Origin of the sequence: Paraburkholderia sp., from assembly GCF_024281035.1 — a bacterium.
Classification (GTDB): Bacteria; Pseudomonadota; Gammaproteobacteria; order Burkholderiales; family Burkholderiaceae; genus Paraburkholderia.
In genome coordinates, this window is record NZ_JAMXLH010000022.1 from 128990 (window position 1) to 147151 (window position 18162).

An 18162-nucleotide genomic window follows, 5' to 3' on the forward strand; every position below is an offset into this window, starting at 1 on the left:
CCCGGGAAATTGCCGGACAAAACAGGCGGCCGGTTGCGGTTACAGGTATGCTGCGAGGCAGGCTTGCGCACGCTGGCCGCGGGTTTGTGAGTAACCTTGTTCGCGAGGCAACGACCGGAGATGGCGAAGTCGAGAATGAAAGCATTCGTTATCCGATGGACCCGGCGGGTGGGACTCATCGTGCTGCTGGCGCTCGTGACCATCGCCGGTGTGCGGATGTACGACGCGCAGCGCAAGCCGCCTTTGGGTCCGTGGCACACCTATGTCCCGGAAGAAATGCATGCGCACGCGCTCGATCAGGCTACGTGGGACGATTACATCGCCCACGAGAACCGACTTTTCGATTCGGTCAGGAGGAATGTCACCGATAAATTGACGCCGGACGAACGCGTGGCCGCCAATCGCTATTTCGACGGCAGTCCCGTCTATCCGGGGCATTTCAGGACCGACTGGAATCGCTCCTATACGCTCGCCCCGGAGGGCACGCCGCGCGGCGTGGCCGTCATGCTGCATGGATTGACCGATTCGCCGTACAGCTTGCGCCACATCGCGCAACGCTATCAGCGTGACGGGTTTGTCGTCGTGGCTATCCGTCTGCCGGGGCACGGCACCGTTCCGTCCAGTCTTGCCGATGTGACAGCGGACGACTGGGAGGCCGCCACGCGGCTCGCCGTACGCGAAGCGCGCCGCCGCGTGCCCGCGCCCGCACCGCTGCATATCGTGGGTTTTTCCAACGGCGGCGCGCTCGCGCTCGAATATTCGCTCGAAGCCTTGCAAGACCCGCGTCTTCCGCAGGCGGATCACCTCATTCTGCTTTCGCCGATGATCGGCATTACGCGATTCGCGCGTTTTGCGGGTTTTGCCGCCTTGCCATCGGTATTGCCGACGTTTGAAAAGGCGGCGTGGCTCGATGTCGTTCCCGAATTCAATCCGTTCAAGTACAACTCGTTTCCGGTGAACGGTGCGCGCCAGTCGTGGCGGGTAACACAACTCGTGCAGCAGGAAGTGGGGCAGGCCGCACGGCGCGGGCAACTCGCATCGCTGCCTCCCGTGCTGACCTTTCAGTCGGTGCTCGATTTCACGGTGAGCACGAGCGCGATTATCGGCTCGTTGTATGCGCAATTACCGGCCAACGGCAGCGAACTCGTTCTCTTCGACATCAATCGCACGACGCAATTGAGCCCGCTCGTGCGTGCGTCGATGCGCGATGCATTGCGCCGTCTCACGCCCGCACCGCCGTTGCACTACCGCTTTACGGTTCTCACCAACGCTTCGTCCACGTCGCCGCTGGTCGTCGAGAAAACGACGCCGGCTGAGTCGACGGCTGCGGAAGTCAAGTCAACCGGTCTCGACTATCCGGCCGATGTCTATTCGCTCTCGCATGTGGCGCTTCCGTTTCCGGAAAGCGATGCGCTTTACGGCCGCACGCCCAATCCCGATGACGATTTCGGCGTGCATCTTGGCGCACAGTCGATTCGCGGCGAGACGGGCGGGCTCATTGTGGGCGCGGGCCTCTTGACGCGCCTGTCGTGGAACCCGTTTTATCCGTACGTGGTGACGCGTATCGATCAAATGGCGGGCGCGGCGCCTTGATCGTTGCGAAGCACGATCGACCGGCGCGCGCGGTTGAATTACGTCTCGGGTGTCAATTGCCGGAAGCCGCGGTCGACGCGAACTCGATGCAATCTGCGCGGCGCCGGATTCCGGTTCAGTGCCAGCGACGAGGCGAGCCTCTCCAGCCCGGGTGCGGAGCGTGCCGTGGGCCGACGAAACGTGGGTGCGGGTGCCACCTCGGATCGAAGCGGCTATACATGACCGGAGGGGGCCAGTAGTGCACCGGGCGCGCGACGATGAGCGGCGGAGGCGGCGCGTAAAAGACGCCAGGAAATCCAATGCCCAGATGTACGTTGACGCGGGCCTGAGCAGCCTGCATGGCGGCCAGCATCACGAGAGCAGGGATGAAACCTGACCTGAGCAGGCGGTGCTTCATCATTGTGACTCCCCTCCATTGAGCGACGCCGTGTTTGCGAATGCACCGATTGCGCGGATTGTGACAATTGCGCTGCGCATTCGCGGGGGATTATTTCGCGTGGGACTCCGCTGGCCGGAATGCATCGTCCGCGATTTTCTTCTGCGCGTCCGGCATGTCGGTATAAAGCGCATCGAACGCTGTGAGGAGCGCCTTGCTGCCGTCGGCATGGGCCTGGGCGATGTCGCTCCATGAACGCAGATTCTCGACGGCGGTTTCTTTCATCGCGTCTTCGTGCCGCTTCTCGATGAGCGCGTCGACGGTTTGAGCGTTGCTACGCATGGCATCGGCCACTTTGCTCCACTTCTCCTCTTCGGCCGGAGTAATCTTGAGTTCCGCGTGGAGTGTCTTGATCCGGTCTTCCACGGATTCAGTGTGTCGCGACGAGGGAGCCGAAGCGCCTGCTTGTGCCCAGCATGCAGACGTAAAAAGCAGCATCGCGGCAACCAGGATAAATTTCATGTCGGTCCTCGTGAAAAGCGGTCATAAAAAGCGATCCGCAGGTCCAGGGAGTACTGCTCTGATCATAGCAGCCCTGGCGGACAAATCAATTTCGGAGGCCCGCACGCAGCAAAGCTTTAACCGCTGATATTGAACGCACAACGCACCAAGCGCGCCGGCATTCGAACGGGATCGCCGTTCTGCAAGCCTTCCAACTGAAAAAGGAGGCCACGTGTCGAATCGATCGTTAGTTCGCAGGGGAGACCATTACAAATTATTTCCGCTGCCCCACGTGGGTTGGCGCGGATCAGTCTCAGCTTCAGCTTTTGTTGTGCTCGCATTGGCCGCTGGGTGCCCCGTGGCGGCAGACGCCGCAATCTCCGTTTTGCGGCCCCCGCGCGAAGCGCGATCGGACGAACCGCTTGCGGTGACGATCGTGTTCTCCGGCGATGCGCCTTCGGGTAGTGCGTTTGACGTCCCGCGCACGGTGACGATTGCGCTGACGAACGGCGAGGCGTTGCCGCGCGACGTGGTGCTCACGCGTGAAGCCGGGGCGCCCGAGAATCTGCGGTTGCGTGCGGGTGAAATGAAGGCTGTGAGTTACAGCGGGGCGTGGCCGGATTGGGCCCGCGGGGCGCTTCGTATCGATGTCCCCGGTATCGATGTTTCGCCCTCTGTCGTGCTGCTCACGCGCATACCGGCGGGCACGGCCGCGGCGACCGCCGCAGCGCCTGTGCCGGCATCGGCGCCGCCAACCACGCAAGCAGCAGGGCCGACGACGGGTAACGCATCGCTCGCTGCCGCGATGCCGGCCACCACTGCACCGCTGCCCGGAAATTCATTGATTCCGGACCTCGGCGCTTATCTCGCCGGACGGTTGTCGACGTACGAGCCCAACTATTTTGCAGACGGTGTGGGTACGGAAGGCAATATCGCGAGGTTCCAGGTCAGTATCAAGTATCGCTTCATCCTGCCGAATGACCCGCGCTCGCGCGGCTTTTTTGACAACCTGTATTTCGCCTACACGCAGACCTCGTTGTGGAACCTCCGATCCTATTCCGCGGCGTTCCGCGATACGAGCTACAAACCCGCGCTTTTCTATTACTTGCCGGACACCGGGTGGAGAAGCCGGTGGTTCAGCAGGATGGGTGTGATGGCCGGCTACGAGCATGAGTCGAACGGCATGGGCGGTGCGGGATCGCGCGGTATCGATTTTGTATTCGTGACGCCGATCTGGGATTTCGGCGATGTGAATGCGTACCACCTGACCGTGGCGCCGAAAGCCTACTGGTACGAACACATCGCGAATGAGAATGCGAATATCAGGGACTATCGCGGGTACGTGGACTTGCTGGTGAAATACGGCAGTCCGGACGGCTGGCAGCTTGCGGCGACCTTCAGAAAGGGCATCAAATCGCACTATGGCAGCGTCGATACCCAATTGACTTACCCACTGGCCAAAATATTCAGCAGCGCGTCGGGCGCGTATCTGTGGATCGGTTATTTCAATGGGTATGGCGAAGATATTCTCGATTACAACAAGCACCGCTGGGTTGCGCGCATGGGTGTCGCCGTGTCGCGCTGAGCCATGCCGTGCGGGATGGCACATAAACAGTGCGCCTCGCAGCATGGTTGCGATCTCCACCATCGACGGATGAGTGAGCCAACTCGTTCGCCGGATTGGGAGATTGCCGCGGAATAGGGTGTGGATGGTCGTGATGGCCGCTGTTGTGATGCTGCGTGCGGCGTGAAAGCCGCGGCTTTTTGTTTGGCATTCTCAGTTTCGCAAGCATGGATGCGCTCGCCGTCAGTGGATTCAGCCGTTCGCATGCAGTCGCCGGTGCAGCGGCCCGAGCGCAGCCGAAAGCAGGGCGCACGGCAGCAGGATTGCGACGAGCGCGAACATCGAAGTCCTGAACGCATGCACGTAATCGACGACATCGGGAGCCGCGCCGAGTCGTGCGAAAAATACGCCGCCCAGCGTGGCCGCGCCGACGGCGGCGCCAATTTGCAGCGTTGCCGTAACCATGCCGGACGCCGCGCCTGCGCGTTCGGGTTCCACTTCGGCAAGCACAATCCGCACGACGGAGGGCAGGACGAGGCCCTGGCCCATGCCAATCGCCGCGAGCCCCAGATAGAAGCCGGCGCCGGGTGCGCGCACGTCAGCGAGCGCGGCAGCAACGGCGAGTCCTCCTGCCAGCAGCAGGAAGCCAAGCGTCAGCACGCGATAGCTGCCGAATCGGTGCACGAGGCGCGGCATCAACAGCGGACTGGAAAGAAACCCGGCACCGAACGGCAGGATTGCGAGTCCCGAAGCAAGCGGCGACCACTGCAAGCCCCCTTGCAGATAAATACCGTAGGTCAGGAAAAACGCGCTCAACGTATAGAACAGGAATGCCAGCACGAGGCCCAGCGCAACGACCGGATTGCGGAAAAGACGCACGTCGAGCAGCGGATCCTTGCCGTTGACCAGGCGGCGCCACTCCACGCGTAACAGCAGGCCCAACATCGGCAGCGAGCCGATCAGGCAGACGAGCATCCACACGGGCCAGCCGGACTCGCGCCCGCGTGTAAGCGGATAGACGAGCATCAGCAGAAACAGCGAAAGCAGGATCGTGCCCGGCACGTCGATGCGCTGACCGCTCGGGCGACGGCTTTCGGGAATGAAGCGCCAACTGCCAATGAGCGCGAGAACGCCGATCGGCAAATTGACGAGAAAAATCGCGCGCCAGCCAAGACCGAACGGATGCAGGCTGATCAACGCGCCGCTGCCGAGCTGACCGATGACCGCCGCCACGCCAAAGACGAACCCGTAAAGCCCCATCACGCGCAACTGTTCCTGCGGTGTGAACACGCTGCGGATAGTGGCGAGCACCTGCGGCGCGAGGATCGCCGCGAACAAACCCTGGAGAATGCGCCCGCCGACGAGTATCGTGCCGCTGGTCGCGAGACCGCATAGCGTGGAGGCGACGACGAACCCTGTCATGCCCGCCATGAACATGCGTTTGCGGCCATACAGGTCGCCGAGGCGTCCACCGGTGATCTGCATCACGGCGTTCGCGCACGCGTAGGCCGAAACGACCAGTTGCAGTTCGGTTGCCTGCGCACCGAGTCCGTCGCGGATGGCGGGTAACGCGAGGTTCACGATGAAATAGTCGAGCGGCGGCAGGATGGCGCCGACCAGCAGCACGACCAGCGCCCAGCCGTGATGATCATGCTGGGTATGAGCGGCCGCGCAGGGCGCCACGGCGCGGGCGGTGAACGTATTGTCAGACATGAATGTGCTCAGTGAAAAAAACCGGGGTTGCCCCGGCTGCGTTGCGCTGCGCGGCATGCGCGCAACCTGCCCGGGGAGTCCACATTCTGACCACGCTTCATAATTCGGAAAAGCGGGAATTACTGTTAATATCCATCGATTAAACCGATGGATTGAGGGCGCCATGCGCGGTTTCGATTTCGACCAGTTGAGGACGTTCGCGGCCGTGGCGAACGTAGGCAGCCTTTCTGCAGCGGCACCGCTTTTGCATCTTTCGCAATCCACGATCAGCGAACAGGTGCGCAAGCTCGAAGTGCGCGCGGGTGTGCCGCTCTTCACGCGCAGCAAGCGCGGCGTCGAACTCACTGCCGCGGGCACGCGGCTACTCGAACATGCGCGGCGCCTCGTGGCGCTCAACGAAGCGGCATTCGACGAGTTGCGCGGGCAGGCGATCAAGGGTGAGTTGCGCCTCGCGATCACCGAATATTTCCGGACCAACGAAGTCGCGGGCATGCTCGTGCGGCTGCGCGAATGCTATCCGCAACTCAGCCTGCATGTGAGCGCCATGAAGAGCGCCGATATCGAACTCGCTTATGTGAAAGGGCAGATCGATCTTGGCGTGGTCATGCACATGTCGGCGGGGCCGTTCAGGCCCGCTGCCGCCGAAGTCGACACACGCTGGGTGTTGCGAAAGGAACCGCTTTGTTGGGTCGCATCGCCTTCGCTCGCTGAGCAATTGCCGGAACCGCTGCCGCTCGTATTGCTGCCGGGCGACTGCATGATGCACCAGGTTGCGGTGCGTTCTCTCGAAGAAAACGCCCGGCCCTATGAGCTCGTTCATAGCGCGTCCGGTGTGGCCGGACTGCAATCGATGCTCTCAGCCGGGCTCGGCGTGGGCTGCCTGTGCGCGTCGGCGATGGTGGACGGCCTTGCGCGGCTCGGTACGAAACATCGGTTGCCGGCGTTGCCGGAAGCCGTGTTCTCGTTGACTCCGCCTCAAACGGGCGAACGCGAGACGGTGACGCAGGCAAGGGAACTGCTCGCGCGGCAACTGCTGGTTTGATGGCGGGATGGGTTCGTGCGCGTTATTTCGATTGCGATGCCTCATCGTGCGACATTCATTGCTCGATGTTCTTAACATCCCGTAATTCGGTTTCAGTCACATGCTTGGTCATCTGAGTTAATAGCTTAAAAATACAGAAGCCGAGGTCAGCGACTAACTTGCCGTCAAACTGTCCGCCTGATGCGAAGCGCGATTCTTGCCGAGCCACACCGCGAGTTCACCCGCCGGCATCGCCTTCGCGTAATACCAGCCTTGCGCATACTGCACGCCTTTCTCGCGTAGCCACGTCGCCTGCAAACCCGTCTCCACGCCCTCTGCGACGATTTCCAGGCGTAGTTCATGGGCCATCGCGATGATATGTGGTGCGACGATGCTTGAGGCGGTATCCTGCCCGATCGTGTCGACGAATGATTTGTCGATTTTCAGAACGTCGATCTCAAAGGTTTGCAAATAGGAAAGGCTTGAGTAGCCGGTGCCAAAGTCGTCGATATAGACCGGATGTCCCGCTGCCCTGAATGCGGCAATGATGCTGCGCGTGGCGTCCGTATTCATGAAGCTCCGCTCGGTGGCTTCGATCCGGATCTGCCGGGGAGCAATACCCGTTCCTTTGAGCGACGCCGTGAGTCGATTCAGGAAACGGACGCTGCTCAGATCGTCGCCGCTCACATTGATCGAGACATAAAATGCGGGCGCCGCGGCGAGCAATCTGGCGAGCTGCGCGATAGTCTTCTCGAGGACAAGATCGGTCAATGCATGGATTAGGTGATTCTCCTCTGCAACCCTGACAAATACATCGGGCGAAATGGCGTGACCGTTCAATTCCCACCGCACCAGCGCCTCCACGCCCACGCATTCGTTATCGGCGAGCCGCACGATGGGCTGGTACATCACGTCAATATTGCGTCGTGAAATGGCCCATTGAAGGGTGGCAGCAAACGAAAGCTGGCGCGTGACGCGTTTGTAAGTCAGCCAGCCGAGCGCGGCCCCTGCGACGACACCGATTGAAAGCCATGCGGCCAGCAGCTTCGGCCAGTCGCCCGCGACGCTGCTACGCGGCGACATCACGACAACGGCGAGTGGCCTTGTCGACGACTGGGCGACCGCATAGTTCCACTGGTTGCTGCTCACCTTGCCACCGCGCTTCCACGCGTTGAGCATGTCGTCCGGGTCGGCGCCGCTGGAAATCGCGAGGAGCGTTCCCGTTGCGATCTGGATCACCGCTACGGGACGTCTGGCCGGATCGATCAGATCCACATAGGAGCCGGGGTCAATAGAAACATAGTGGCCATTGCGGCCGATCTGAATGTCCTTGCGTACGTCACTTAATGGACTCTTTTGCCGGAACCACTCGAGATAGCCGTCGTTGCTGCGGTAGTCCGGCGGCGGCAATGTGAGATCTTTTGTTCGCACGTCGCCAAGCAGCGGCGAGCAGAGGTACTGCCCCTCGGCGTAGGCACCGGCATCCTGTACGTACCGGTAGTTGTAGATGACCCGCGCGGCCAGTTCGAGGTTCGCCGGAGAGCAGGGCGCACCCGGTTCACGGTCCAGGTCGGAAAGCGCGGCAAACGCCTGATACGTCACGAGCTCGGTGCGCATGACGGCCTTGCGCGCGAACTCGCGAAGCTCGGTCCGATCCCGCCTTTCAGCATCTTTATTCGCAACGTAGATGCTGGTCAGCACTGGCGCGATGGTCGCGAGGCACCCCAGAGCAATCGAAGCCGAAATCAGCGTGATGCGTTTGCTCAATTCGTACTCCGGGCGTCGATGAAAGGAAACGTACGACTGGTGGGACACATGCGCCTAGCAGGCCTGCGGTGTTCGTGGCCCATGCAACTTCCGACTGAAGAACAGGCTTGCGGACGGTATTTTCAACCGTGCGCGGGTCTCGACGCGCGAGTGCTACCAATGGAATACGAACGAGTAACGGTTTGTGCAACGCATCGCCGGGAGCGGACCTTTAAAGCGTAAATCAAGCCACGCCGCAAAGCGTCGGCTTGAATCAATTATTTGGCTTCTTTCTCATGTAGCCACGGCGCATAACTTAAACCGACCAGCACGCCTTCGGGGCTCATGAACCTTGCGGACGTTTGTCCCCACGGCTCGGTTCTTGCGTCGTGAATAAAATCCTGGCCCTTTGATTTCATTTCCTGAACCGCTGACTCCACTGCCGCAGCGTCCTCAAGTTCAAACTCAATGGTTGCCGTTGGCACGGGTAGATGAGCAGGCCACTCATCCTGTCCGAAGCAGGACTGGGCAGCCATTTTCAGAGGCCATATGCCGAAGTGATTGGATCCGGCAAACCTGTCCATGTAGAGATAGCTGTCCTGTTGCTTGAATGGCAAGCCTAGCGCGTCCCGATACAACGATGCACTTGCATCAGGCTGCTTCGTTATTACCGCAAATCCAGCGATGCAGTTGATTTTCATCGAAGCTCCCGTGTCCCTGTGACGAGGTCAAACTTCAAACCCAGGCTTTGCAATCGTGGCAGGCATTACAGGTTGCGCACCGAGGAAGATGACGTTTACTGATGGTATATCCGGTTTCAAAAAATGAAACGCTCGATGGACATGCGTATCGCCGGGATCAAGACGAGCGGCCAAGGCATTGATGAAATGAGGCAGGCGCGATTCGGCCTTTGAAGGATCGCCGGCGGCTTGAAGCTCGACGCCGGTCTGCCAACTTCAGTACGCTCGGCCTGTCTTCAGTGGGTACGCAGGAACTCAGACGCCATATCCGGAATGGCGCATCAGCTGCCGCGAGACCTCGCTGCCTGGGCCTTCTGCCTCAAACTGCGCGCGAAGTTTAGCGTCTGCCTTGCGGCTCACGCCGCGGTGCATAGCCGAAATCGTTGCGAAAAGGGCGACGAAAAAGAGAAGCGTGGGTACGGTGAGCGTCAGCATCATGTTGCTCCTGGCTGGTCAGACCGGATATGTGTCGTGCGACTCGCGACGGTCGAACGCGATCGCATCGAATTCACCCTGTCTGTCTCCATCGATTGAAAGATGCGCAAAATCCGTGCCCGGAAACCGGCAACGGTATTTAAACCGGATATCGCCCGCCGGTTCGAAACTTCTCGACAGACCATCATGCGAATATGCGCCGCTTCGTGCGCTGTCGCGGCGGCTGGCGAGCGCAGCGGATAAACCCGGCGCACAGTGCATCGGAATCGCAGTGGATCTGGCGTCCAGCGCCGCAGCGTGTGTTCGTAACGGCTTAAATATACGGACGGCACGCTCCCGATAGAAAGGCTTTACGGTTTCAGCGAGGCTGGTGCGAAAGGCGGCTCGACGAATACCGTGAGGATGTGCCCGATGGGAAAGTATTCTTTCGTTGACTGTGCGGGGCGCACGCACCGGGGCACGCGGTGTGCTTGCGATGCGTCGTGCGCGCCGACCAGTGGCACAGAGGCGCGGAAACGCAGAATCCATAACGCTGCCGCTGACGTGCCCTCGCGATGAACACGACCGAAATCACCGATATCGTTGAAACCGACTTGCCTGCGCGCCTCGACCGTCTGCCGTGGGGCCGCTTTCACGTGCTGATTGTGGCGGCGCTCGGCATCACCTGGCTGCTGGACGGGCTCGAAGTGACGCTCGCGGGCGCGGTTGCGAGCGCGCTGAAGACGAGTCCGGCGCTGCATTTCGACAATGCCCAGGTGGGTCTTGCCGGTAGCGCCTACATTGCGGGCGCGGTTTTCGGCGCGCTCGGGTTCGGCTGGCTTACCGACCGGCTGGGGCGACGCAAGCTGTTCTTCGCCACGCTCTCGGTCTATCTGCTTGCCACGGCGGCTACCGCGTTTTCGTGGAATTTTGCGAGCTTCATGGCGTTTCGCGCATTAACCGGCGCGGGCATCGGCGGCGAGTATGCGGCCATCAATTCGACGATCCAGGAGTTCACGCCTGCACGCGTGCGTGGCTGGACCGATCTCAGCATCAACGGCACTTTCTGGGTGGGCGCGGGCATTGGCGCGGCTGGCTCGCTGGTGCTGCTCGATCCGCACCTGCTGCCGCAGGACTGGGGCTGGCGAGCATGCTTCTTCATTGGAGCCGTGCTCGCCCTGATCATCCTGCCCATGCGGAGCTGGATACCCGAAAGCCCGCGCTGGCTGCTCACACATGGCGGGCACGACGAAGCGCGTGCCATCGTCGAAGCCATCGAAGCGCGCTTTCACAAGGCGGGCCATAGCCTCGATGCTCCGGCAACCAGGCCGCTGCGGCTGCGCGCGCATGGCCGGACCTCGATGCGCACCGTCTTGCAGGCAATATTTGTTCGGCACCGCAGGCGCGCACTCGTCGGCCTTTCGCTCATGACGGCGCAAGCCTTCTTCTACAACGCGATTTTCTTTACCTATGCACTCGTGCTCACGGACTTCTACCGCGTGCCGGGCGACGAAGTGGGCCTCTATCTCCTGCCGTTCGCACTCGGCAATTTTCTCGGTCCGCTGGTTTTAGGGCGCCTGTTCGACACGCTCGGCCGCCGCACCATGATTGCCGCAACCTACGCCCTGGCGGGCGTGCTGCTTACGGCGAGCGGCTATCTGTTCGAGCAGGGCTGGCTTACCGTGACGACGCAAACCATCGCGTGGATGGTGATCTTCTTTTTCGCTTCGGCGGCGGCGAGTTCGGCTTACCTGACGGTCAGCGAGTCTTTCCCGCTTGAGATCCGTGCGCTCGCGATCGCGGTGTTCTACGCGTTCGGCACCGGGCTCGGCGGCATTGCCGGTCCCGCGTTCTTTGGCCGGCTGGTCGATACGCACCAGCGCAGCGAAGTGTTCAGCGGTTACCTCGTCGGGTCCGCGTTGATGATCGTCGCCGCGCTGATTGCCGCAATCTGGGGCGTGGACGCTGAGCGCAAGCCGCTCGAGCATGTCGCCGCGCCGCTTTCCGCGGTACCTGACGAATAGTGGATGACGATGTCGTTCAGTCGAGCGTCGGAAAATAGTCGTCGTTGCTGCCGGTTTCGAAAATCGCGTCGCCGAGTGCGATTTCGATCGCACACTCGCCGCTCCCGTGCGGCCGGTTTCGGCTTGCGTCGAAACGCTCGTGCACGAGCGCGCCAATGCGTTGCTGGATCACGCGTCGCTGTGCGGTGTCCAGACGTGCGTAGCGTTCGAGTTGCGTGCGCGTCGCCTCGATGGTCGCCGCGCAACGCGTATCGAGCGTCGAATCGCGACTCGACTCCACCACCCAGGTCAGATGCAGAAAGACTCTGTCGCCGACGTCAATCACGCTCACGGAAGGCGTCTTGAGTGACTCGACGAGGTGCGCGAGCGAAAGCTGGATCTCTTCGACCCGTTGCTCGAAATTGAAAGACTTCATGATCGCCTCATCCACAAACGCCGGATATTTACCCTGCTGGCACGGCCTGTACCACGCGAATCGCCGCCGGGGGAAACGAGTCGGCGAAGCGCCATGCGCAAAGGCGGTGTGAATGAGAGTGCAGTCTCCACAGCGAGGAGGTTGGACGTGATTACCGGACCGTTATTTCCCGTCTGTTAGTAACGGTCATCGTAGTAGCGATGGTGATGATATCCATCGCCGTCGGGAACGATGATGCAGCCGCTCAAGGCGCTGCCAAGGCATAGCCCCATAAGCGTCAACACGATAATTCTCTTCATACGATGCTCCCACTTGCCGTTGTTTAATTCACCCTATCGAGAAAGGGAGTGATCGATGTGTTTGTGTGTAACGAATCGTGTCGAAGGATTCAGGCGGTGTGCCTTGCGGTAAGACGCAATCCCGGCGTGTGGCCTGGCGGACGAGGTGAAGTGCCCACGGGCGCTGTTCACGCAGAATGCGGCAGCTCACTGCAACGGATCTATCGCGAATTGCGAGGTCGTATCCCGCCTGAACCTGAAACAGTCGGTTTCACAACTCACGGACGCCGCGTTCAAGCGCGTGCACAACGTCGCTGCCCTGCAGCAAGGAAGTTGTAGGCCATTGGTCGGATTCGACGACGCGGTTCGCGAGAGCATGCAGATGTGCGGAGAAAAAAGCGGGAGACACGCTCCCGCTTGCGAAGTTGGATCCAAACCGGCAGCGGTCCTGTATTGCGCTGGTCGCTGCCGCGAAAGAACGTGTTTGCGGCCTCTAAAACTCACTGGGGTATGATGTTTGCCGCCTGTTTTCCCTTGGGGCCCTGCTTGACTTCAAAAGTTACCTTCTGGCCTTCCTGAAGAGATTTGAAGCCAGCACCCTGAACCTCGGAGAAGTGCGCGAAGAGGTCATCGCCGCCTTCGTCTGGCGTGATAAACCCAAATCCCTTTGAATCGTTAAACCACTTGACGGTACCGGTTGCCATGTTCTGAAAGTTCCTGCGAAGATGGGTTCTAGACGATGCCGCTGGCGTGCGCCAGACGTGCGGCCATGTTCCAGCACAGTTGAGCCGTCACCGGCAATCACGATTTTACGACCAGCTACGGGCAACTGCGTATGGGCTTGCGCACGATGCGTGCCTGGTGAAATTTGCACGTCGAAACCGTTGCGTTTGCGTTCACGTTTTTTGTAAGTTGCGACTGCAGATTAGCGATTTTGTGATCGCCGCTGGCGCGCAGTTGCGTGCCGAAATAGCCGGATCGCTACGCGTCACTGCAAGGGGTTGTACGGATCCGCATGCACTCGTTCGCTGTAGCCGCGCGTACTCTCCCTCTGCGACGCGCGCCGCATTGCTCACGGCATCGTTTTGCGCTCCGACTCGTGGAGTCGGCATCAGGAGGGACTCCACATGAACGAGTGATGCGTGGTCGTCACTGTGCGGCGAGAGGACCCTCGCACGCCGGATGCGACCGTACTGCTTGAAGAGTCTGGCGCCATGATCGCGCTTTATCGTGCGGACGACCGGAAAGCGCGGTTCGCTTTCGATAACCTGTGCACGGTGCGGTCCGCGTCCTCGGAGCCTCGCCAGGCCGCAGGCAGGGCGCGTCAACGCTCAATCAGAGAAAACCCGGACATCGCGCTCCATTTAAGAAAAAACGTCCCATAACAGCTATAACAAGACGGAGTCGTGCGTTCGCTGAACCACCATGGCTGCATGGTTCGTCGAACAAGATTCAGGTTTTTTCATATGATTGTGGCAACTGCCTTCCTGTTCTCTAGCAGGCGTTCGTGAGTTAGCTTCGACGCACCATCTACGTGTTCCGCTTTGCTTTTCTCGTATTCAACTATCGGAAGAGAGCGACGGAAATGGTCGAGAACAAACGTCTTTGCGCCTCGCCGTGCCAACGGCAACTCAATGTGTACGCACGCGCAGCCATCCTGCTGCTGTATGCCTGCGCAGCAGTCGAAAGCGAAAACGGTGCGGCGCAGACATTGGGCCGTGCGGGGCCAGCGGTGTACGTCGTTGCGCAGCAGCAATCCGCTGAAACAGTTGCGCAAGCACCCAAAGAAGAATTGAACGTACAGCCGTCCACTCCGCAGAACGGGGCGAGCGCGGCACCAGCGCCAGCCGGGTCTGAGCCGGGAAGCAATCCGTCGCAGCCTCAACCGGTGCCGGGCCCAGCGCCGGGTACGCCAGTTTTGTCGGGAACCGGCCCTCAGCCGGGCCAGGACTTGCGCACACAGGTCTTTTCGCTCGCAACGAGCGGCGGTGCGGTACGCGCGCTCGAAGAGGCCAAGGCGAGGCCGGATGTATTCTCGCCGATCGACATCGCACAGATCGAGGAACTCAGCATTCGCCAGGAGGTGCGTGGCGGCCGCGCCAAGGTGCGTGCGATGAGCAGCCCGGACCGTTTCGATGCGCTAGACAAGGCTATTGGAGAGGCGGTCGAATTCGAAAAACGCTTGCCGCAGTCGCCGGAATACGCACAGGTGCGCGCGTCGCTCGCGGGTGACATGACGGTCGCGTATGCGGCGCGCGGGCGGATGAAAGATGCCGTCGCCGCGTTCGAGACCATTCCACAACAGTCCGAAATATCGGTCGAGGCGCTCGCGGCCGTGGGAGACGCCTATTCGTACCTCCAGCAGCCGGCGAAGGCGGAGCAGGCTTACCGCCGTGCGATTGCGCAGCAGGCCCAGGCTCCAACGGATGCCGCGACGCTCGGGTATCAGTACGGTACGCATACGCGCCTGATCGATCTGCGCGAAGGCCTGTTTTATGCGCTTACGGATCAGAACAAATATTCTCAGGCGAGCCAGGTGCTTGACGACATTCACAAGGATCTGCCCCCGGCCGAGCAGGTTCATCCGTGGGATGCCGCGAACGACGACTATATGCGCTATTACCGCCTGCACGCGCAGTACCAGATCTACATCGGGCAGACAGGCGCTGGCCTCGCTGAACTAAAGCGTCTCGAAGAGCAGGTGCCGTTCAGTGCCGAGGTGCGCAATGCGCAGGCCGACGCGATACTGGGCAGCGGCCAGACGCGGCGTGCGCGCGACATGTACTCCGCGACGTTGACGGATCACCCGGATAGCGTCGACACGCTGGCCGGACTGGGCAGGGCGTCGCTGCAACTGGAAGATTACGGCACGGCTCGCCGCATCTACGACGCATTCGACGACACGTTTCCGGAGAACAGTTCCGTGCGCGCGTTCAAGCGCGACTATGCGGCGTTTCGCGCGCCGCTGCTGTCCGTGTCGGTCAATGGCGAGCATGGCAACTCGGTACTGGCCGACAACGAATTCAGCAGCGATACGTTCCTGTATTCGCCGCCGATCTACGATAACTGGCGCGTGTTCGCCCATACATTCTTCGGCCACGCCAATACGGACATCGGCAATATCAGCCGCACCCGCGTGGGCGTTGGCGGCGACTACCGCAACGGCCCGCTGAGCGTCACTGGCGAGGCCACGCGCTCGATGGGCGGCGAAGGACGTACCGGCGGCAACGGCGAAGTCACCTATGCGTTCAACGACTATGTGTCAGCCACCGCGGGCGTCGACAGCGATAGCAATGCGCTGCCATGGAAAGCATACGTCGAGCATCTGTGGGGAAAGTCGGCACAATTCGCTTTGAACTTCACCGATACGGATCGACGTTCAGGGTCGGTGTCTTACTCCGCGACGCGCTACAGCGACTCGAACTTTAATCAGGAAATCGCGCTATCCGGCACACAGCGGGTTTTCACGGCGGCGAATCAGAAGCTGAATCTGACGCTGAATCTCAACACGAGCAGCAACACGATCGACAACGCGGCTTATTTCGCACCCTCGCGCGACTACACAGCGGAGGTGCAGGCCATGCACGAATGGGCAATCTGGCGCGCCGGAGAAAAGGTCCTGTTGCAGCGTATCTTTCTGACCGCGGGCGCCTATAACCAGCGCGGCTTCGGTACGAGTGCGGAGCTTGGCGCGCGCATCGAACATGCGTGGACATTCAGTCACGACATCGCACTGACTTACGGCTTCGGAGTGCTTAGTCATGCCTATGACGGCTCGCGTGAATTCTCCGAGCTGGCCTACGCTACGCTTACGGTTCCGTTCTGATGTTGTTTTTTCGTCGTTTATACAACACGTGCGTTACTGCACACGTTGCTAACGTTCGAATCTGATAGCCTTTTCGCAGCTTCAACTCGAGTCAATCAGCGTGCTGACGCACGCGATTGCGGATTCGAAGACAGGAGGGCGCATCCATGTTGCACTGGCTTTCAAACCTGATCGCTCACAATGCTGCAACACCCGAGAAGCAAGCTGAGCGCGCGCTAGGTGAATTACGTATGGCGCTATACCAGTCCGAACAGCGGGTTCTGGATGCGCAACTGCAGGCCGAGTATTACCGTTCACGAATTGCGTTCTGCGAAGCGGTCTTTGAGGCCGGGATCGAGCAGGTGTTCGATAAGCGCAAGGGGCAAGGCGAAGCGGCCATGCATGAATTGCCGCGGAACTTGAAGCTCACGAGATCGCAATAGGCTGCGACTGGATGCTGCCCGCTGCCCGCTGCCCGCTGTGAAAATTGGGCAGCGGGGACTCAATTCACGCGTGCGGATAGCCAGTTCATCGCGTCGATTTACGCTGTCTTTCGTTCGCGTTTTCCGCGCGACGGCCCTCAAGCCCGCCTGAAAAAACGCCTCACGTCAGAATGCCGTGCATGGGTTTACGGATCGGCACGTTGGTTGTGGGTGAGCGCCAGGTCGTGCGGCGTCTGTTCTGGTCGTTTACGCCGATCGCAGGGCAGCTATGTGCTCGAAACGTGACGGTGGGCGGCAACTTCGGACTGGGCGAACGCCGCCTGCAGCACCGGATGCACGTCCTCATTCCAGTGCTTCCCTGTGAACAGGCCGTAATGGTCGCAGTCGTCGACATCGAGACACCGCCTTTCGTGCGGCGCGATACCGCTGCACAACGCGTGCGCCGCATGTGTCTGTCCGGCTCCGGTAACGGCGTCACGCGTGCCTTCCACGGTGATCAGTACGACATCGCGCAGTGCCGCCGGATCGACGAGCGTGCCATTGATACGCCATGCGCGGTTCGCGAGCAGCGCGCGCTGGAACACGATGTCAACGATATCGAGGAAGTATTCGGCTGGCATGTCGAGCAGCGCAGCGTACTCGCGCAGCGCCCGGCCGGCCGTGGCAAGCGCTTCGGCGTCGCCCTGCGACGCGGCCTGTGCATAACGCTCGACCAGAGACACATAGCGATGCGGGTAAACGAACGCGATCTCGGCTTGCTGCAGCCAGGCCGGAAACACACGGCGGCCATGGCCCGCGAACCCGGCGGGCACGACATCGATCAGGTTTCGGCTGCACCACTCGAGCGAATGCGAAGTGGCGGCGCGCCCCAGCGTGCTCGGGTTGATGCGTGCATCGAGTGGCCCGCCGATCAGCGTAATGCTCGCGGGCGGCGCGAGCGCACGCTGCGCGCGTAGCGTGAGCGCTCCAAGCGCGGGAAGCGTTGCCTGGCAGACCGCGAGCACATGTAGCGGGCGGCCGCCGCGCACCAGCGTATCGATAAAGCCGTCGAGCATCGCCACGTAATCGGCGAGGCCGAAGCGTCCCGCAGCGAGCGGCACCTCGCGTGCATTGATCCAGTCGATGATGTAGACGTCGCCATCGGCGAGCAACGCTTCCACAGTCTCGCGCATCATCACGGCTGCGTGCCCGGCAAGCGGGGCGCACAGAAGAATGGCGCGCTGCGCGTTGGGACGCGCGAAGCACCGCAAATTGCAGAACGGCGTGCGCGCGGCGATCCGTTCGGCGACGCCTCTGCGGTGGCCATCGAATGCGATGGCGTCGATTGCAAACTGCGGCGCTTCCCCGGCGAGACCGAGCAGGGGGCCGAACAGATCGGCGAAGCAGGACGACGCGGTTTGCCCCATCGCTGGCACTGGCCACGCGCCGTATGCAAACCAGGCCCCTGCACCCAATGTTCGCAACCACTGACGCTGCTGTTCAATCAGGGCATACCACATTGTGTTGACCTCGATGGCCCGCAGCAAGCG

The 18162-nt window shown here is 61.0% G+C and carries 15 protein-coding genes; 6 read left to right on the top strand and 9 right to left on the bottom strand.

Annotation, left to right across the window (positions count from 1 at the left end; genetic code table 11):
* The first annotated feature begins 135 nt into the window (after positions 1-135).
* Positions 136-1593: a carboxylesterase gene (locus Q0L30_RS06780; protein WP_296652931.1), complete on the top strand. Its 1458-nt coding sequence runs from the start codon at positions 136-138 to the stop codon at positions 1591-1593.
* Positions 1594-2080: 487 nt separating this feature from the next.
* On the opposite strand, the gene Q0L30_RS06785 is transcribed toward Q0L30_RS06780, so the two are convergent.
* Entirely contained in the window at positions 2081-2395 is a 315-nt protein-coding gene (locus tag Q0L30_RS06785) for a Spy/CpxP family protein refolding chaperone (protein WP_296652933.1), read from the bottom strand.
* 307 nt (positions 2396-2702) lie between these two features.
* Between Q0L30_RS06785 and Q0L30_RS06790 the strand changes: the two genes are divergently transcribed.
* On the top strand, positions 2703-4055 hold the full coding sequence (locus Q0L30_RS06790) for a phospholipase A (protein ID WP_296652935.1): 1353 nt from the start codon (positions 2703-2705) through the stop codon (positions 4053-4055).
* 231 nt (positions 4056-4286) lie between these two features.
* Here Q0L30_RS06790 and Q0L30_RS06795 read toward each other — a convergent pair whose 3' ends face one another.
* Positions 4287-5747 (bottom strand): MFS transporter, encoded by a 1461-nt coding sequence (locus Q0L30_RS06795; RefSeq protein ID WP_296652938.1) that lies wholly within the window; start codon positions 5745-5747, stop codon positions 4287-4289.
* A gap of 163 nt (positions 5748-5910) precedes the next feature.
* On the opposite strand from Q0L30_RS06795, the gene Q0L30_RS06800 reads away from it, so the two are divergent.
* A complete protein-coding gene (locus Q0L30_RS06800) occupies positions 5911-6789 on the top strand; it encodes a LysR family transcriptional regulator (RefSeq protein WP_296652939.1) in 879 nt (292 codons plus the stop codon).
* 153 nt (positions 6790-6942) lie between these two features.
* On the opposite strand, the gene Q0L30_RS06805 is transcribed toward Q0L30_RS06800, so the two are convergent.
* From Q0L30_RS06805 to Q0L30_RS06815, 3 genes are all read right to left on the bottom strand, one after another.
* Positions 6943-8535 (bottom strand): EAL domain-containing protein, encoded by a 1593-nt coding sequence (locus Q0L30_RS06805; RefSeq protein ID WP_296652942.1) that lies wholly within the window; start codon positions 8533-8535, stop codon positions 6943-6945.
* A gap of 257 nt (positions 8536-8792) precedes the next feature.
* Entirely contained in the window at positions 8793-9215 is a 423-nt protein-coding gene (locus Q0L30_RS06810; RefSeq protein ID WP_296652945.1) for a VOC family protein, read from the bottom strand.
* Positions 9216-9509: 294 nt separating this feature from the next.
* Positions 9510-9692, bottom strand: a complete 183-nt coding sequence (locus Q0L30_RS06815; RefSeq protein ID WP_296652947.1) for a hypothetical protein — start codon at positions 9690-9692, stop codon at positions 9510-9512.
* Between the two features lie 551 nt (positions 9693-10243).
* Here Q0L30_RS06815 and Q0L30_RS06820 point away from each other — a divergent pair.
* Entirely contained in the window at positions 10244-11692 is a 1449-nt protein-coding gene (locus Q0L30_RS06820) for an MFS transporter (protein WP_296652950.1), read from the top strand.
* A 16-nt stretch (positions 11693-11708) separates the two neighbouring features.
* Here the strand turns inward: Q0L30_RS06820 and Q0L30_RS06825 are convergent, their stop codons facing one another.
* The 3 genes from Q0L30_RS06825 to Q0L30_RS06835 form a co-directional block, all read right to left on the bottom strand.
* Positions 11709-12107: a hypothetical protein gene (locus tag Q0L30_RS06825; protein WP_296652952.1), complete on the bottom strand. Its 399-nt coding sequence runs from the start codon at positions 12105-12107 to the stop codon at positions 11709-11711.
* 176 nt (positions 12108-12283) lie between these two features.
* Positions 12284-12406: a hypothetical protein gene (locus Q0L30_RS06830; RefSeq protein ID WP_296652955.1), complete on the bottom strand. Its 123-nt coding sequence runs from the start codon at positions 12404-12406 to the stop codon at positions 12284-12286.
* Between the two features lie 479 nt (positions 12407-12885).
* Complete coding sequence (locus Q0L30_RS06835; RefSeq protein ID WP_296652958.1) at positions 12886-13089, bottom strand: cold-shock protein; 204 nt, start codon at positions 13087-13089, stop codon at positions 12886-12888.
* Positions 13090-14336: 1247 nt separating this feature from the next.
* On the opposite strand from Q0L30_RS06835, the gene Q0L30_RS06840 reads away from it, so the two are divergent.
* Both Q0L30_RS06840 and Q0L30_RS06845 read left to right on the top strand, forming a co-directional pair.
* Positions 14337-16211 carry a poly-beta-1,6 N-acetyl-D-glucosamine export porin PgaA gene (locus Q0L30_RS06840; protein ID WP_296652960.1) on the top strand — a complete coding sequence of 625 codons (1875 nt, stop codon included), beginning with the start codon at positions 14337-14339 and terminating at the stop codon, positions 16209-16211.
* Between the two features lie 146 nt (positions 16212-16357).
* Positions 16358-16633, top strand: coding sequence for a hypothetical protein (locus tag Q0L30_RS06845; RefSeq protein WP_296652963.1), 276 nt, complete (start codon positions 16358-16360; stop codon positions 16631-16633).
* A 266-nt stretch (positions 16634-16899) separates the two neighbouring features.
* On the opposite strand, the gene phaZ is transcribed toward Q0L30_RS06845, so the two are convergent.
* Positions 16900-18132 carry a polyhydroxyalkanoate depolymerase gene (gene phaZ, locus Q0L30_RS06850; protein ID WP_296652966.1) on the bottom strand — a complete coding sequence of 411 codons (1233 nt, stop codon included), beginning with the start codon at positions 18130-18132 and terminating at the stop codon, positions 16900-16902.
* Between the last annotated feature and the right edge of the window lie 30 nt (positions 18133-18162).

Bases quoted from the DNA above. Each gene is read 5' to 3' on its own strand.
- Q0L30_RS06780 (WP_296652931.1), top strand. From the start codon at position 136: ATGAAAGCATTCGTTATCCGATGGACCCGGCGGGTGGGACTCATCGTG.
- Q0L30_RS06795 (WP_296652938.1), bottom strand. From the start codon at position 5,747: ATGTCTGACAATACGTTCACCGCCCGCGCCGTGGCGCCCTGCGCGGCC.
- Q0L30_RS06800 (WP_296652939.1), top strand. From the start codon at position 5,911: ATGCGCGGTTTCGATTTCGACCAGTTGAGGACGTTCGCGGCCGTGGCG.
- Q0L30_RS06810 (WP_296652945.1), bottom strand. From the start codon at position 9,215: ATGAAAATCAACTGCATCGCTGGATTTGCGGTAATAACGAAGCAGCCT.
- Q0L30_RS06815 (WP_296652947.1), bottom strand. From the start codon at position 9,692: ATGATGCTGACGCTCACCGTACCCACGCTTCTCTTTTTCGTCGCCCTT.
- Q0L30_RS06820 (WP_296652950.1), top strand. From the start codon at position 10,244: ATGAACACGACCGAAATCACCGATATCGTTGAAACCGACTTGCCTGCG.
- Q0L30_RS06825 (WP_296652952.1), bottom strand. From the start codon at position 12,107: ATGAAGTCTTTCAATTTCGAGCAACGGGTCGAAGAGATCCAGCTTTCG.
- Q0L30_RS06830 (WP_296652955.1), bottom strand. From the start codon at position 12,406: ATGAAGAGAATTATCGTGTTGACGCTTATGGGGCTATGCCTTGGCAGC.
- Q0L30_RS06835 (WP_296652958.1), bottom strand. From the start codon at position 13,089: ATGGCAACCGGTACCGTCAAGTGGTTTAACGATTCAAAGGGATTTGGG.
- Q0L30_RS06845 (WP_296652963.1), top strand. From the start codon at position 16,358: ATGTTGCACTGGCTTTCAAACCTGATCGCTCACAATGCTGCAACACCC.
- phaZ (WP_296652966.1), bottom strand. From the start codon at position 18,132: ATGTGGTATGCCCTGATTGAACAGCAGCGTCAGTGGTTGCGAACATTG.